At 38.4% G+C, this 16,163-nt stretch carries 15 protein-coding genes; 7 read left to right on the top strand and 8 right to left on the bottom strand.

What is annotated here, in order from left to right; translation table 11 throughout:
- The first annotated feature begins 24 nt into the window (after positions 1 to 24).
- Positions 25 to 1,524, top strand: coding sequence for a DUF4301 family protein (locus tag ACE01N_RS06755; RefSeq protein ID WP_380586111.1), 1,500 nt, complete (start codon positions 25 to 27; stop codon positions 1,522 to 1,524).
- Here the strand turns inward: ACE01N_RS06755 and ACE01N_RS06750 are convergent.
- The 5 genes from ACE01N_RS06750 to ACE01N_RS06730 all read right to left on the bottom strand — a co-directional run bounded on the left by ACE01N_RS06750 (position 1,512) and on the right by ACE01N_RS06730 (position 4,635).
- Positions 1,512 to 1,922 carry an acyl-CoA thioesterase gene (locus ACE01N_RS06750; protein ID WP_380586108.1) on the bottom strand — a complete coding sequence of 137 codons (411 nt, stop codon included), beginning with the start codon at positions 1,920 to 1,922 and terminating at the stop codon, positions 1,512 to 1,514. The genes ACE01N_RS06755 and ACE01N_RS06750 overlap by 13 nt on opposite strands.
- 64 nt (positions 1,923 to 1,986) lie before the next feature.
- Positions 1,987 to 2,532, bottom strand: coding sequence for a 2-oxoacid:acceptor oxidoreductase family protein (locus ACE01N_RS06745; RefSeq protein ID WP_375728421.1), 546 nt, complete (start codon positions 2,530 to 2,532; stop codon positions 1,987 to 1,989).
- Between the two features lie 11 nt (positions 2,533 to 2,543).
- Complete coding sequence (locus ACE01N_RS06740; RefSeq protein ID WP_375728422.1) at positions 2,544 to 3,311, bottom strand: thiamine pyrophosphate-dependent enzyme; 768 nt, start codon at positions 3,309 to 3,311, stop codon at positions 2,544 to 2,546.
- Positions 3,312 to 3,314: 3 nt separating this feature from the next.
- Positions 3,315 to 4,397 (bottom strand): 3-methyl-2-oxobutanoate dehydrogenase subunit VorB, encoded by a 1,083-nt coding sequence (locus tag ACE01N_RS06735; protein ID WP_380586103.1) that lies wholly within the window; start codon positions 4,395 to 4,397, stop codon positions 3,315 to 3,317.
- A gap of 13 nt (positions 4,398 to 4,410) precedes the next feature.
- The gene (locus tag ACE01N_RS06730) at positions 4,411 to 4,635 is read right to left on the bottom strand and encodes a 4Fe-4S dicluster domain-containing protein (protein WP_375728424.1); all 225 of its coding nucleotides are present in this window, start codon (positions 4,633 to 4,635) and stop codon (positions 4,411 to 4,413) included.
- Between the two features lie 374 nt (positions 4,636 to 5,009).
- Between ACE01N_RS06730 and ACE01N_RS06725 the strand changes: the two genes are divergently transcribed.
- The 5 genes from ACE01N_RS06725 to tnpA all read left to right on the top strand — a co-directional run bounded on the left by ACE01N_RS06725 (position 5,010) and on the right by tnpA (position 13,152).
- Positions 5,010 to 6,734 carry an alanine/glycine:cation symporter family protein gene (locus ACE01N_RS06725; protein WP_380586099.1) on the top strand — a complete coding sequence of 575 codons (1,725 nt, stop codon included), beginning with the start codon at positions 5,010 to 5,012 and terminating at the stop codon, positions 6,732 to 6,734.
- Positions 6,735 to 6,790: 56 nt separating this feature from the next.
- Complete coding sequence (locus ACE01N_RS06720) at positions 6,791 to 9,307, top strand: OmpA family protein (RefSeq protein WP_380586096.1); 2,517 nt, start codon at positions 6,791 to 6,793, stop codon at positions 9,305 to 9,307.
- Between the two features lie 21 nt (positions 9,308 to 9,328).
- Entirely contained in the window at positions 9,329 to 11,062 is a 1,734-nt protein-coding gene (locus tag ACE01N_RS06715; protein ID WP_380586093.1) for a hypothetical protein, read from the top strand.
- Positions 11,059 to 12,582, top strand: coding sequence for a DUF5723 family protein (locus ACE01N_RS06710; RefSeq protein ID WP_380586090.1), 1,524 nt, complete (start codon positions 11,059 to 11,061; stop codon positions 12,580 to 12,582). Before ACE01N_RS06715 ends, ACE01N_RS06710 begins: the two co-directional genes overlap by 4 nt.
- Before the next feature lie 126 nt (positions 12,583 to 12,708).
- Positions 12,709 to 13,152, top strand: a complete 444-nt coding sequence (gene tnpA / locus ACE01N_RS06705) for an IS200/IS605 family transposase (RefSeq protein WP_380586088.1) — start codon at positions 12,709 to 12,711, stop codon at positions 13,150 to 13,152.
- Between the two features lie 28 nt (positions 13,153 to 13,180).
- On the opposite strand, the gene ACE01N_RS06700 is transcribed toward tnpA, so the two are convergent.
- From ACE01N_RS06700 to ACE01N_RS06690, 3 genes are read right to left on the bottom strand one after another with little or no spacing between them, the layout of a single operon-like run.
- Entirely contained in the window at positions 13,181 to 14,299 is a 1,119-nt protein-coding gene (locus ACE01N_RS06700) for an Lnb N-terminal periplasmic domain-containing protein (protein WP_380586085.1), read from the bottom strand.
- Positions 14,296 to 15,153 (bottom strand): lipoyl synthase, encoded by an 858-nt coding sequence (lipA, locus tag ACE01N_RS06695; protein ID WP_380586083.1) that lies wholly within the window; start codon positions 15,151 to 15,153, stop codon positions 14,296 to 14,298. The genes ACE01N_RS06700 and lipA overlap by 4 nt, the downstream gene beginning before the upstream one ends.
- Positions 15,154 to 15,189: 36 nt before the next feature.
- Entirely contained in the window at positions 15,190 to 15,684 is a 495-nt protein-coding gene (locus tag ACE01N_RS06690; protein ID WP_380586081.1) for an SLOG cluster 4 domain-containing protein, read from the bottom strand.
- A gap of 40 nt (positions 15,685 to 15,724) precedes the next feature.
- Between ACE01N_RS06690 and xseB the strand changes: the two genes are divergently transcribed.
- Complete coding sequence (xseB, locus tag ACE01N_RS06685; RefSeq protein WP_375728432.1) at positions 15,725 to 15,922, top strand: exodeoxyribonuclease VII small subunit; 198 nt, start codon at positions 15,725 to 15,727, stop codon at positions 15,920 to 15,922.
- Positions 15,923 to 16,163: the final 241 nt, after the last annotated feature.

The following is a 16,163-nucleotide window of genomic DNA, read 5'->3' as shown; positions in this document are numbered from 1 at the left end:
CTTTACGCAAAATTGAAGAACGAGATGTTGACAGAAAAAGATTTGGAGCAGCTAGGAAATAAGGGGATTGAACCAGCTGTTGTAGAAGATCAGGTAGAAACGTTTAAACGTGGTATTCCATTTTTAAATATTAAGGAACCTGCGACCATAGATAATGGCATTTTGTTTTTGAAAAGTACCTCAGAAAAAATTGAGGATTGGGAAAAGGCACTTAAGAAAGGTATTTCTGTAGTTAAATTTGTTCCTGCTTCAGGAGCAGCTTCCAGAATGTTTAAAGATTTGTTTTATTTTCTGAATAAACAGGAGCAATACCCCGAAAGAGAATCCGTGAAGAATTTCTTTAAGAAAGTGGAGGATTTTGCATTCTTTGAAGATCTGTCGGATTACCTGGAAGATATGGATATTGACGATGGGAATTATTTTAAAAAGATGGTATCCCGTCTTCTGGATAAAAGTGGCATGGGATATGGCGTGTTGCCCAAAGGACTACTTAAATTCCATAAATATGAGAATGGAGCCCGCACAGCTTTTGAGGAACATCTGGTTGAAGGTGCCATGTATTCAAAACAGACCAATAAGATTGTAAATCTGCATTTTACAGTGTCTGAGGAGCACATGGTGGCTTTTAATAAGCTGCAGAAAAAGATTCAGCTTCAGTACGAAAAGGAACTGGGAGTGAAGTTTGATATTTCGTATTCACTTCAGAAACCTTCCACAGATACTGTTGCTGTAAATATGGACAATACCTTATTCCGGAACGAGGATGGTACACTGTTATTCCGTCCGGGGGGACATGGGGCACTGCTCGAAAACCTGAACGAACTGGATGCAGATATCATCTTTATTAAAAATATTGACAATGTGGTTCCGGATCACTTTAAAGAACCAACCATTACATATAAAAAAGCGCTTGCCGGAATTTTAATGGATGTCAGGAATAAGGTGTTCGATTACCTTGAACAATTAAATCAGCCTAATGAAGAACTGATTACAGAGGTTAAACACTTTATTGAATCAGAACTCTTTTTCAGATTTAGCGACGGATTTGATCAACTGGATTTCAATGCAAAAGTTGACCTGTTGAAACAAAAACTTGACAGACCGATAAGGGTTTGCGGCATGGTTAAAAATGAAGGAGAACCCGGAGGTGGACCATATTGGGTGGTTGATGCCGAAGGAAACCAGTCGTTGCAGATTGCTGAAATGAGTCAGCTGGATGCGGATGATGAAGATGTTAAGAAAATGATTGCCGGAGCAACTCATTTTAATCCGGTTGATTTGATTTGCAGCGTGAAAAAAGCAGACGGTTCAAAATATGATCTCAGGAAATACAAAGATCCTGAAACCGGATTTATTTCGTATAAGTCAAAAGACGGAAAAGATTTGAAAGCGCTGGAATTACCGGGTTTATGGAACGGAGCTATGGCATACTGGAGTACCATTTTTGTGGAAGTTCCGGTGGCAACGTTTAATCCGGTGAAGGAAGTGAACGATTTATTACGTAAGGAGCATCAGCCGGCCTGATGCCCTTGCAGTATCTTCTCAATTTTATCAACATTCGATAATTTTCCATTGACCATAGCTACTCCGGTTACTGTGGCTTTTATAGCACGTTTCATATCAGGCAATCTGAATATTTCCTGCTGAAACAGATACTTTAATCCATCCTTTCTGAAATTTAGGCACGACAAAAATTTATCACCACTTTTCAGGGGTGCTTGAAATGCCATTTCCAAACGGGCCACAACCATATCGATACCTTCCTCATGCAATTTCATGATGTCAAGTCCAACGGTTTTAATAAACTCATGCCGTGTGTGTTCCAGATAATTCAGATAAATGGAGTTGTTAACTATTCCCTGAAAATCACATTCGTAATCGCGTACAGCTAATTCCAGTTCAAACTGATAACCCTGTTTCATGGATGTTAAAATTAATTCGTAGTGGAATATAAAAAATCCGGCTGAATGAGCCGGATCATATTATTTAATTTTGAGCTTCTATCAAATCAAATCCGATTTTCAATGCTTCTTCATTTTTCGGTATCAGATGATGATGCCGGGAAGGGAGGGATTTCTTCAATCCCGCAATAACATTATCAGTTTCCACGATGGGCTTAACTTTTAGAAAACCGCCCAGAACAATCATGTTGAACGTTTTCAGCATCTTTAGTTTTGCTGCTTTTTCGGTTGCATCAACCCTGAAAATATTAATGTCCTTACGTTCAGGATGACGGGTAATACCATTCCCGTCGTATATCAGTGTTCCTCCGGGTTTAACCTTATCTTCGAACTTATCGAGCGATGGTTGATTCAGCACAATAGCAGTATCAAATTTGGTAAGAACCGGAGACGATATGCGTTCATCACTCAGTATTACCGTAACATTTGCCGTTCCGCCTCGCATTTCAGGTCCGTAAGATGGCAGCCATGAAACTTCCTGTCCCTGCATAAGGGCCGAATAAGCCAGAATTTTACCCATAGATAAAACACCCTGGCCACCAAATCCTGCGATTATTATTTCTTCTTTCATGGGGTTTCTTTTTAAATGTCTTTAATATCACCGAGTGGATAGAACGGGAACATATTTTCTTCCATCCATTCGTTGGCTTTTACAGGTGTCATTTTCCATCCGGAGTTACAGGTGGAAACAACTTCAATAAATGAAGTACCTTTATTTTCTTCCTGGTTTTTAAAAGCTTTTAGTAATGCTTTTTTTGTCCTTCTAACACTCGCTGCAGTATGCACACTCTGGCGGGTAACATATCTGGTTCCTTCAAGATGAGCCACAAGTTCGGTCATCTTTATTGGATTTCCATCCTGCGAGCTTTCTCTTCCGAAAGGACAGGTGGAAGTCTTCATCCCTTTTATGGTTGTTGGAGCCATCTGTCCACCCGTCATGCCGTAAATACCGTTATTGATGAAAACGATCACGATGTTTTCTCCACGGTTGCAGGCATGAATGGTTTCTGCAGTACCGATGGCGGCAAGGTCGCCGTCACCCTGATATGTAAATACATAACGGTCAGGAAGTAAACGTTTGATGCCGGTTGCTACGGCAGGTGCTCTACCGTGTGCAGCTTCCGTCCAGTCAATATTGAGATAATTATACATGAAAACCGAACAGCCAACAGGAGCCACACCAATGGTTTTTTCCTGTATCCCCATCTCTTCTATCACTTCTGCAATTAATTTATGTACCACACCATGGCTGCAACCAGGGCAATAGTGCATTGGCTTATCGGTGAGAATTTTCGTTTTTTCGTAAACGATATTTTCGGGTTGCATTATTTGTTCAAGAGTCAGTTCCATATTTTACCCTCCGATTATTTTATTTTTCAATGCGTCTACAATCTCATCCGGCGAAGGAACAATACCACCCATACGGCCAAAATGTTCAACTTTAATTTTTCCGTTGGTGCTTAAACGCACATCTTCAATCATCTGTCCGGCATTCATTTCCACAGTTAGCATGCCATTAACTTTTGTAGAATATGTGTCAAGCCTTTTTGATGGGAAGGGGAACAGTGTTATGGGTCTGAACAGTCCCACTTTTATGCCTTCTTCGCGGGCAATTTCAGCTGCCTTCTGACAAATTCTTGCAGCAGAACCAAAAGCTACAAGCAGGTATTCGGCATCTTCGCACATGATCTCTTCGAACATCACATCATTCTCTTCAAGATCCTTATACTTAGCCTGCATCCTCAGGTTATTTTGTTCCATCATCTCGGAATCCATCTCAAGGGAGGTGATGATATTATAATCACGGGAACTGTCTTTGCCTAAGGTCGCCCATGGATAATTGCTTCGGATATATGATTCTTCCATCCTGTCTTTTTGGGCAGGAAGAACAACTTTTTCCATCATCTGTCCGATAATTCCGTCTGACAGGATCATGGCCGGATTTCGGTATTTAAAAGCAAGTTTAAAAGCAATATCAACGAAGTCAGCCATTTCCTGAACTGAACTTGGTGCCAGTGTAATCAGCTTATAGTCACCATGTCCACCGCCTTTAACGGTTTGCAGATAATCGGCCTGACTGGGCTGTATGGTTCCGAGTCCCGGACCACCACGCATTACATTAACTACAAGACATGGCAGTTCTGCGCCGGCAATGTAGGAAATTCCTTCCTGCATTAAGCTGATTCCCGGACTGGATGATGATGTCATCACTTTTTTACCACATCCGGCTCCACCGTATAACATATTAATTGAAGCCACTTCACTTTCGGCCTGTAAAACAACCATGCCGGTGGATTCCCATGGTTTCTCAGCCATAAGTGTTTCCATAACTTCGGATTGTGGAGTAATGGGATATCCGAAATAACCATCACAACCACAACGGATGGCTGCCAGGGCTATTGCCTCATTTCCCTTGAGTAGTCTTACTTCTTCCATAAGATTTGTTCTTTTATATTTTTACCCTGTAAACGGTAATACAGCTGTCAGGACAAACCAATGCGCAATTGTTGCAACCTGTACAGTTATCAGGGTTGGCCATATACGAATAGTTATAACCTTTCTTGTTTACCTTGGCTCCCAATGCCAATACATCCTGTGGACAAGAGACCACACATAAATCACATCCTTTACAGATTTCGATGTCTACTTTAATTGCGCCTTTAACTTTAGCCATGCCACTAAAATTATGAGTTATTTTGAGGTTCGATCCTTAAATATTCAGATCTGTTCTGTGAATAAAAAATTCTACAATTTGAATAAATATTCACTTTTAAAAATGAACGTATCGGAACAAAGCTATATAAAATTAACCGAACAACAAACAAACTTTTGTCAGGTTGCCGCTATATAAAACCGTTAGAAATAAGGGACGATGTGATGGAATTATGTTTGATTTATTATCAAATTAGAATAATAAATATTCAATTCGTTTATGATTAACGTACTTCATTGAAAAAATGTGATGTTTTGTAAGTTAAATATTACTTTTTGGAAGAAGATATTTTTGATTTGTTAACAATTAGTGTATTTTAGCTGAAAAGCATGATTATGGTAAAATTACAGGAAATTCTTCAGGCTGTAGATGGCGCAATAGGAGGGAGCGGATGGTTTGTATTTATGTTACTTGGTGTAGGAATTTTCTTTACTTTTTACCTTGGATTTCCCCAGATCAGATACTTTAATCATGCCATACGCTGTGTGCTGGGTAAATACGATAAAAAGAGTGACAAAGGTGATACTTCGCATTTTCAGGCTTTAACCACTGCTCTTTCAGGGACGGTTGGAACAGGCAATATAGCAGGAGTAGCACTGGCAATACATCTCGGTGGTCCGGGTGCACTTTTCTGGATGCTGGTTACTGCAGTACTTGGAATGTGTACCAAGTTTGTTGAAGTTACATTATCGCATAAATACCGTGAATTTGGCGAAGACGGAACCGTTAGTGGTGGTCCTATGTATTACATGAAAAAACGTCTGAATATAAAAACCGGATCAGGCAAAATGATAAAAACAGGTTACTGGATGGGAGGTTTTTTTGCTGTTGCAACGGTAATATCTTCGTTCGGAACCGGTAATTTACCACAGATAAACGGTATTTCGAATTCGCTGTTTTCAACGTTTGGTATTAATAAGGTATTAACCGGACTGATTCTTGCCGTTTTGCTTGGGCTGGTTATTATAGGCGGTATCAAGCGAATTGCGAAGGTTACTTCGCGCCTGGTACCGGCAATGGCAATTTTTTATTTTATTGGAGCACTAGGTGTACTGATTACAAATTACAGTAACATATTACCTTCGTTTGCATCAATTTTTACAGATGTATTTACGGGAACTGCTGCTACCGGAGGATTTCTTGGAGCGAGTTTTATATTTGCATTTAACAGGGGTGTGAACCGGGGATTGTTTTCCAACGAGGCAGGTCAGGGATCGGCGCCAATTGCACACTCTGCGGCCAGAGCTCATGAACCTGTTTCTGAAGGTTTTGTGGCTATTCTTGAGCCGTTTATTGATACGATAATTATATGTTTCCTGACGGGAATGGTTATATTATCTTCGGGTGTCTGGAATGAAAAGCTGGAACAAAAATTTCAGTATTCCGATATGGAAATTCTTAACGGTGTTTACCGTGAAAATAATCCTGGGGAAAAAGAAGCTGTTTATCATCATCTGCAGGATCAGAAAAAACTGGAGGAATTCACAGGTGATCTGGATATTATCAATGGAAAAATTACCAATGCTATAACATTTCTGCATGCAAGATCTATCGCAGATCATATTGTTGTTAAGCAAGGAGATCAACTATATACAGGAAAGGTTCACGTTACAGATGGTAATATGCCGGCAGATGCCAATCTTGATTTTTATGGAAAGTCCCTGATGCATAGTGCTCCATTGACTGCTGCTGCATTTACCAAAGGTCTCTTTGGTTCATTCGGACAATATATAGTTTCCATCGGACTCCTGTTGTTCGCATTCAGTACGGCGATATCCTGGTCGTATTATGGTGACAGGGCTGTTACATATTTGGTTGGAAGCAAATGGGTTGTCTGGTATAGAATTATTTATGTTCTGGGATTTTTTGTGGCCGCTTTTGTGGATACAACACTAGTCTGGATTTTGTCAGGAATTACAATTGCATTTATGACAATTCCTAACCTGATAGGAATATTTTTGTTGCATGGTGAAATGAAGACGACCGTGAAAGATTACTGGACAGATTTTATAAAAGAACATCCTGAGAGCAAAATTCCGCGCGGTGTGTTAAAAAATTAAAAAATTTGTTTTAATTTTACCGTAATTTAAAATACAACAGAATAAACTGATTACATATGCGATCTAAACACTACTTATCCCTGCTGTTATTTACTCTGTTTTTTTCAGGTTTTGTATATGCCGGGGAGGATGTTAAAATTGTGTTGAATGATTTTATATCCAAGGACGCAGATACCCTGGGAACCAGGGAGCTGGTTAAAGCCGGTGACAGGCTGTATAAAAAAGGCGTAGAACACTACGGAGAAGCATTAGAGTTTTTTAAAGGTGCTTTAGTTGCCAATAGTAATTACGCGCCTTTGAATTATAAGATAGGTGTTTGTTATTTATACACCAATAATAAAAGACCTGCTTTATCCTATCTTTTAAAATGTGAGCCGGATATTTCGCCGGAATATTATTTTGTTTTGGGAAGGGCATACCATTTTAACCTGATGTTTGACAAAGCCCAGCAGTGTTATTATTCATATTACGATGGACTGAAACCCAAAAAGCAACAGGAACTTTCGAAGAAAATAGCCAAACTAACCTCAGAATGTAAAAACGGTAAAGCATTAATCGCAGACAGTGCATGGGTTGATGTGCATCCGTTTTATGCGTTAAACAGTAAACGGGATGAGTTTCAACCGTTTTTTGCTTATACTGACTCTGTTTTCTTTTTCAGTAGTAATCGTAACAGCAAGAATAAAATAAATGAAGATTTCTTTTATGTAGACAGAAGTGCATTAAAGCTCGGTGAAGATACGGTTTTAGTGTTGGGTGAACCGGGTCATGGGGTGAATAGCAAAGTCAATAATGCTGCGTTGTGCTATAATCCGTCAATGGATATTCTTTTAACCTACAATGGAAAGGCAGGAAAGGGAGACTTGTTTTACATGGAGAAAAATAAGAAAGGGAAATTCAAACAGCCTAAACCACTGAAAGGAGAAATTAATACAAAATATCAGGAAGGAACAGCCATGTTTCTGGATCTGAAAACTCTGGTATTATCAAGTAACAGAAAAGGTGGAGAAGGTGGAATGGATTTGTACATTACACATCTAAATGAGGATAGTAAATGGAGTGTGCCGCAAAATCTGGGGCCTTATATAAATACACCTTACGATGAAGAAGTTAGTGGTGTAAGTATTGATGGACGAACATTATATTTTACGACTCAGGGACATAATTCCATGGGAGGAAATGATATTTTCAGCACAACACTGACACGGGAAGGAGTGTGGACCACACCCGAAAATCTTGGCTATCCGATCAATACACCTGATAATGATGTCGGGTATCTCGAAATTGATACCAATAAAGTAATAGTTGTTGGTACCCGCCCCGAAGGAGTAGGTGGTTTGGATATGTTTCAGCTGACTTACAAGTATCCTGTGACTCTGGATGACGATCATTTCAGCATTAAGGGTAAAGTAACCGACTCCGAAAACAATGAACCGGTGGACAGTGCACATGTTATTATTTATAATGTGTTTAACGATTCTGTTCTTGCCGAACTCACAACAGACAAGGAAGGGTTTTTCTATAAATGGTTCCCTGATAAGGAAAATGTAGGGTTTAAGGTAGATGCTGACGGTTACAAACCATATATGGAAGTATTTAAAGAAGAAATTGGATCAGATACCTTGTACTTTGCATCTGTGGAAATGGTACCGGAAGAGGTTGAAAAAGTTATAACCTACGACTTTACCTTATTAGGGCAGGTTAAAGATAAACAAACCAATAAGCCGTTGATTGCCATAATAGAAATCTATAATGATGCAGATTCACTGATTGATAAGGTTACAACGGATGAAACCTATGGTAGATATAAAACTGAACTCAGTGATATAAGGAGATCGTACTATTTTAAAGTATCTGCAAACGATTATATTTCTGAAGATGAATTGCATGTGTTTAATGCCGCAGACAGTGTTAGAACAGCGGTTCAGAACTTTACTCTTATGCCACAGCCCAAGCAGGAATCGCTTATGTTTGCAGGAACTGTGACAGATTCAAACACCGGTGAACCAATTGTTGCAGAAATGAAATTTATTGATCCGGTATCGCAACAGGAAAGTATTATCTATCCTGATTCAGTAACCGGACGTTACAATTATATGTTGCAGGCGCATCATAGCATGGTGGTTGAACTGCGTAAGGATGGTTACTTCTTTACCTTTGAAATGGTACCTGCTCCGCAAAACAAGGAAGAGAAGCTGGTACGCAAGGATTTCCAGCTTAAACCGATAAAGAAAGGTGAAAAGATTGTTTTGAATAACATTTTATTTGAGACCGGTAAAGCTGTTTTGACAAAAGATTCTTATGCTGAACTTGACAAACTGGTTAAGGTGATGCTGAACAGTAAGGTTAATGTTGAGATTTCAGGGCATACCGATAATACAGGTGGTTATGATCTGAATAAAAAACTGTCTCTTGCAAGAGCTAAAGCTGTAGTGGATTATTTGATTTCAAGTGGCATTGAAGCGTCACGGTTAAAATATGCCGGATACGGACCGGATCAGCCTATAGCAACCAATACTACCAGAGAGGGCAGAGCTCAGAACCGAAGGGTTGAAATGAAAATTATTGACTAATAAATGGATAACATAAAGATCATGAAAAATATACGAATGTTGAAAATATCCGGAATTCTGATGACACTGGTCCTGTTGGTGGCAGCATGTGTTGAAAAGGAAGTTCTGGATCTTAATAACGCGGATTTTGAAACGTTCGATGTGCCTGCAAGGATAGCAATACCATTGGCTAAAGGAAATGTTTCAATACGTGATGTAGTGGAACGTCTGGATATTAAGGATTTTGAACTTAAAACATTTGATGACGGACTGATTTATTTTGACTATACAACTACATTTGATATTTCAGAATTTGTAAAAGTTGATGTGCCGGATCAGACACATCAGGAGCAGTTGATACAAGATGGAACACCAATTCCGGATTTCATTCCTGTTTTTGGCGGGCTGAGTTACCCAATTTCATCAGAATCAAAATTTACCGTACAGGTGGAAGGGGCAGAGATTTATGAGGCAGTAGTTAACGGCGGTACATTTGAGGTTTATGCTGATGATGTTTTAGGTGGTAATTATCCTGGAATTGAGCAAAAGCTGGAAGTGACAATTAAGGAATTAACGCTGGACGGCGCGTATTTCAATCAGACATTTACCAACGATGACTTTGGTAAAACTCATTCATTTGATATGGCAAATTATGTATTGGTTCCTTCTGTTTCGGGAAGCGATGAATATATTACCATTGAATATACCTATACATTGACCAACACAACTCTATCAACAATAAATGTTGCTGCACCTAAATCGTTGTATTTTGAGTTTGCAATGCGTAATATTGATCCAAGATACGTAAGAGGTTTCTTTGGTACACGAGAAATTTACAGTGGTAATTCTATTGTTGATATTCCAATTATTGATACTAAGTATGTTGAGGATTCAACAATATTCTTTAAGAATCCGAGCGTAGTGATTGACCTGATTAATCCTATTGCCATGCCGTTTGATGTAAACATTAAACAGATTGGATTGATTAACCGTAATAAAAAGGACACAACACTTCTGGAAACTGATGAATCAACATTCAGTGTTGATGGTGGAGTACCCCATTTCCCGGGGGATTATCAGGTGAATATAACGCCATCAGAATTTACTTATACGTTTGATACTCTGAATTCAAATGTAGAAGAATTTGTAGGAAACCTGGGGCGTGCATTTGATAAAGTACTTTTGAACTATAATGTGGTTTCAAATCCGGCAGGGAAAGATCCTGAAAATGATAATGTGCTGTTATTTGACAGTGCAAATGTTATGGTTACATCTACAGCCATACTTCCATTGTGGGTCAAAGCAGAAAATTTGTCGTATGAAGATACTGTTGCCTTTGATTTTGAAGCCGAAGTGCTTGATAGTGCAGATCTGGACACAACTGCTATTGATAATATCGATTCCGTACGCGTTATTCTTGGACTGAAGAACTCAATTCCGATCGATTTTATGGGGCAGATTTATCTTGCCGACCAAAACTACAATATTCTCGACAGCGTGTTTACTCAGCCCGAAGATATTGTGATTCATGGTGCTGAAGTTGATGGGGCAGGAGAAGTATCTTCTGCTGTTGAGAGTGTTATAGAATTAGTGGTCAGCCCTGATAAAAGAAATGTTTGGAAACCCGGAAAGTATATTTTATTTAAAGCCCGGGCCCAGTCATCGTCAAAACAGTTTGTTAAAGTATACGATTACCTTGGTTTGGAATTTTATGTTGGATTTGAAGCAAGTGGTCGCGTGAATAACGAGTTAATAGATGCCAGTCAAAATCAATGAAAAACAGTAGAATGATGCAAAAGATAAAAGTAATAGCTCTGTTTATAGCCGTCTTTTGGGGTTTAAACGCAAACGGTCAGCTCGTTAATTCATTGTATTATATGGATAATCTTCCCCAGGCGTCCAGACTTAACCCTGCGAGAATGCCAAACTGTAATTTCTACATCAACGTGATGAATGTGGGAACCAGTATGTTTACGGAATTGGGTCCGCAGCATGTTCTTACGCAGGATAATGTAATAAATGATACGCTTAGAATGCCATATTATAATGAGACATTGTGGAATGAATTTCTGGATAAGCTGCATGATCCGATATCGTTAAATCTGGAAACCGAAGCCGGAATGGGATTTGGTTTCAGGGCAGGAAGAGGGTATTTCCATTTCGACCTTACAGAACGTAATATCATGAACATTCATTTGGCAAAGGATATCCTAACAATGAATGATCTTGGAAACGATGTAACAAAGGACTTTAGCACATTAAGTATAAATTCAACAGCATTTATGCAGGCAGGGCTCGGTTATGCACGGGAAATTACACCTAACTTAAATGTTGGTATGAAGTTTAAGCTGTTAAAGGGACTAGCTGCGGCTACAGTTAATGTGAATAGGGCTGAATTATATACATCTGTTGAGCAGTGGAATTTTACAGCCGATGCCATTGGCGATGTTTCCGTTCCTGTTCGTTTTGATATTGATGAAAATGGTGATCTGGTTGCCAACGATTCTGTTTTGCAAAATATTGATTTCGGATATCTTAAGAAATATTCTTCTCCGGCTACTAATTTTGGAGCAGCTGTAGATTTGGGTGTGGAATATAAAGTAATGCCTCAGTTATACCTGTCTGCCAGTTTGGTGGATTTGGGAAAAATCTGGTGGAACAACAATGTTTCCAATATTACTGCCGGAGGAAACGTAAATTTTGAAGGCGTAAGTGAAGAACCTTTGCTATATACTGATCAGGAAAAGGTAGATGATTATTTTCAGAATCTGGGAGACAGTCTTCTGAATGAATTATCTTATGGGGTCAGCCATAATAATTTTTCATCAGGCCTTGCTCCAAAATTGTATGTGGGTGCGGAATATCTTTTAAATGAACAGATCAGCTTTGGTTTGCTTTCAAATACTACGTTTTATAAAGATAAGACCATGGAGTCCATAATGTTCTCTGCCAATGCGAATCTGTATCATTTCCTGACAGCAGGGGCTCACTATGGCTGGAACTGGGGATATGCCAATACCGCTGGTTTTACTTTGGGAATAAATATTTTCCCGATACAGATTTATTTAGCAGCTGATTATTTACCGTTGAGGTATCAAAAAGTTGATGTCACCGAAGGTAATAATCAAATAGATCTTGGATTTGCCAAATGGGATTATGCACCGATACCGGTAAACTTAAATGCATTGAGCCTGCAGGTAGGACTCAACTTTAAATTTGGTTGCAGAAAACGTTATAACGAACCTATTTATAAAGATAAATATGATAAAGAAATTCCCGGATGGAGGGAATTGTAATCAGTTAAGTGAATTACACTAAGCCGTCTGTATTTCAGGCGGCTTTTTTTATTGTAAATTAAAAAAACTTCCGTCTTTGACGGAAGTGCGCCCCGATGGTTTTACCATTTTTAGTAATTTTGGCTTATGCCAAAATACAGGAAATTAACACATTGCATATATAGTTGTAGCTATCATATAGTATGGACACCCAAGTACAGGTTTCGCATTTTGGAAGGAAAAGTAAAGGAGATAATTGAATCAAGGATCTCTCAAGTATGTGAATGGTATGATGTTGAAATAGATGAGATGAGCATAATGCCAGATCATGTTCATATAGTTTGTTCGATACCACCCAAAATGTCAGTATTCAAATTTATGGGGATACTAAAGGGGAAAACAGCAGTTCAAATATTTGCAAAGAAACGCTCATTAAAAGAGAAGCCATATTGGGGAAATCATTTTTGGGCAAGAGGCTATTTTGTGAGTACAGTAGGTATAGATGAGGATTTGATCAAACGTTATGTAAGATATCAGGAAAAAGAAGAGAGGCAGAAAGAGCAAGATGGCATGGACTATAAACTCTTTTAGAGTTAATTTTAAAACAAAGCCACCACTTTTAGTGGTGGTTGTTTACTCTGTTGATTTTTATATACGTCGCAAGCAAGGTTATTACATTCAATGTGAGTAAAATAATTGGTAAGGTAGTAGCCTGTTTAACAATAAGTATTATCAGTAATGCTATCAGATAATAAATGAAGTACAGATCAGAAAATATGCGTGCTTTTTTAAAAAAGATCAGGTAAAAAGCACCCAGAATATTCAGTGGCTGCAAAATCAGAATATTATAATTAGGAAATACAGCCGGATGAATAGAGAAGAAACTGATAAAACTCAGGATTAACCCACCAGTTCCGGTAATGAACAGTGCAATAATCAGAGGCCAGTTTTTAAGTTCTTTTGCTTTGAAAAAGCGGATTAAAAGAATGATCAGCAGAGCAATAAAAACCTGTGCAGGGGTTAGGAACGAGGTTTTTGAATTCTGAGGTTCTGCTTGGTATAATGTAGTTATTGCATATCCCTTCTCTTTGTATGCATCCATTAATTCCAGGGGGAGAAACAACTTTTCTCTTTGAGTAATTATGTTTTCCAGGGGTTGTCCGAGTGCAAGATTAATCCCAAATCGTGTCCACGTTGCGTGTTTTAAATAAGGTTGTAATATATCTCTGAAAGTGAGGGGGGCAGCAGTATCTTTATAGGTGTGAATTTCAAAAGTTTTTTCAAGGTCATCACGGACCTTGGTGGCACAGTTGTTATATAAAAAATTGTAGAGATATGTTCTGTTCTCAGGTTTATAGTCTGTAGCCAGTATTTTTATCAGTTTATGTTTTTCATCAGGAGTCAGGTTCAGTTTTTGCTCCCAAACACTTCGTTCTTCTACCTGGTACGAAAACATAAATGATTCATAGGATTGAACTCCCAGCATATAATACGTTTCACCTTTTACAAATTTCCAGATAAAATGTTTGCTGCTGAAATTAAAAAGTCCGTAGTTAAACACATAATCCTCTTTTGTTTCTGCATTGTTTACCCGAATTGCGGTGTGACCGAACAGTGAATATACATCGGTACCTTCAGAACAGGTTAGAAGACTGAATTCTGAATTTGTGCTTAAAATGGCTCCCTTGAAAAGCACAGAATGTAAAAGTAATAAAATGATGAATGTAGCTTTTTTCATGATGACTGTTTAATATGCTTTTCTGCATGATACGATGAACGTACAAGTGGACCACTTTCCACCATTTTGAATCCTTTGCTTAATGCGATTTCCTTAAATTTTCTGAATTCATCGGGGTGAACATAACGTTCTACAGGCAAATGAAATTTAGTAGGCTGTAAATACTGACCCATAGTTAAAATGGATGTTCCGGTTTCCAGGATGTCTTCCATTGTATTCAGTATTTCATCATCAGTTTCGCCAAGGCCAAGCATAATGCCTGATTTTGCGGTTACTCCTGATGAAGCTATATGTTTCAGAACATCCAGACTTGTTTTGTATTTTGCTGCAGATCTGACTTTGGGTGTAAGTGATTCCACGGTTTCAAGATTGTGCGAAATAATTTCGGGTCGGGAAGATATAACGTTATCCAACAGTTCTGTTTTGCCCTGAAAGTCGGGGATCAATACTTCAATTGTAGTTTCCGGGTTGATTTCCTTAATCTTTGAAATAGTCAATGCCCAGTGCCGGGAGCCCAAATCTTCCATATCATCTCTGTCTACAGAGGTTATGACAGCGTGCTTTAGTTGCATTAGCCTGATTGATTGCGCAACATTGTCCGGTTCCTGTGGGTCAGCAGGTAAAGGTCTCCCGGTTTTTGTATTGCAAAATTTACAGGATCGTGTACATATATCTCCAAGGATCATAAACGTGGCGGTTCCCAGATTCCAGCATTCGCCCATATTGGGACACTTACCGCTGGTACAGATGGTGTGCAGGTTATGTTTTTGTACAATATCATAAACGGTTTTGTACGATTCTCCCTTAGGTAGTTTTATTTTTAACCAGTCCGGTTTTCGTCTGCTTTCTGCCATCTTTTTTGTGCAAAGATATTATTTGTGTTATTAAAATTATTGCAACCATTCATTTAATTGGATCATAACATCGCTAAGTGTTTCCACAATAACAAGTTTATTATAGTTCATGCTTTTCAATAGTGCAATAGATTCAATACTTTGGTTCAGCGCAATCAGCGGCTTTTTGTTTTTTATGGTCAGTGCCATTTCTGAAAGTGTTCCGGGGGTGTTGCCAATAGCGATAATCACATCGCTGGATAATATATTGATATTATTTCTTGCGTTTCCCATTCCGGTTATTATTGGAATAGTAATATTTTGTGCAGCTTCGGATTTGTCAGAACCGGGTAAAATCCCTACTGAAATGCCTTGTTCTGAGGCTACACCATCGATTACGGATTTCATAACACCGGAATTCCTGCCACCACATAAAACAATGAAATTCTTCCTGGCCAGTTGTGATCCCAGTTCGAAGGCAATTTGTTTATCTTTAACACTTGCATCCTCACCTGAGCCCATTATTCCTATAATACCCATAGCGGTTCTCATTATTATTTATTAAGTTTGTAGGTAAGACAAATGTAGAAAAATGGAATCAGAAGAGCTAAATTATTCGGACGCCCTTGCCGAACTCGAACAAATTCTTGAACAAATTGAAGGTGACGAACTTAATATTGATGATTTGTTGGGTAAGGTAAAAAGGGCTGCTGTTTTAGTTGAGGCTTGTCGGTCAAAATTGAATGGAATTGAAACTGAAGTGGAGAATATTTTGACCAAAATAAAATAAATGTTAAGAAATATTAATGCACTTAACTTAACATTTTTTAAAAAACCGGATAAAAAAAAATGAATTCGTAAGTTCCGAAAATTGCCATTTTTTCAACAGAAAAAAAAATAAGAAAAAATTGATTTTTTTTAGGTTGATTAAAACCCTTATTTTTAAAGCAAAATAGCTCGTTTTGTTTGTAAGTTTCTGATAGTTAAATTGTTATATAATTAACTGAAACACAAAACGTTGTATTAAAAAT

Source organism: Quyinboa ferrireducens (assembly GCF_042436675.1).
Taxonomy (GTDB): Bacteria; Bacteroidota; Bacteroidia; order Bacteroidales; family UBA5342; genus JBHJHP01.
This window is presented reverse-complemented; position numbering and strand designations above follow the sequence as displayed.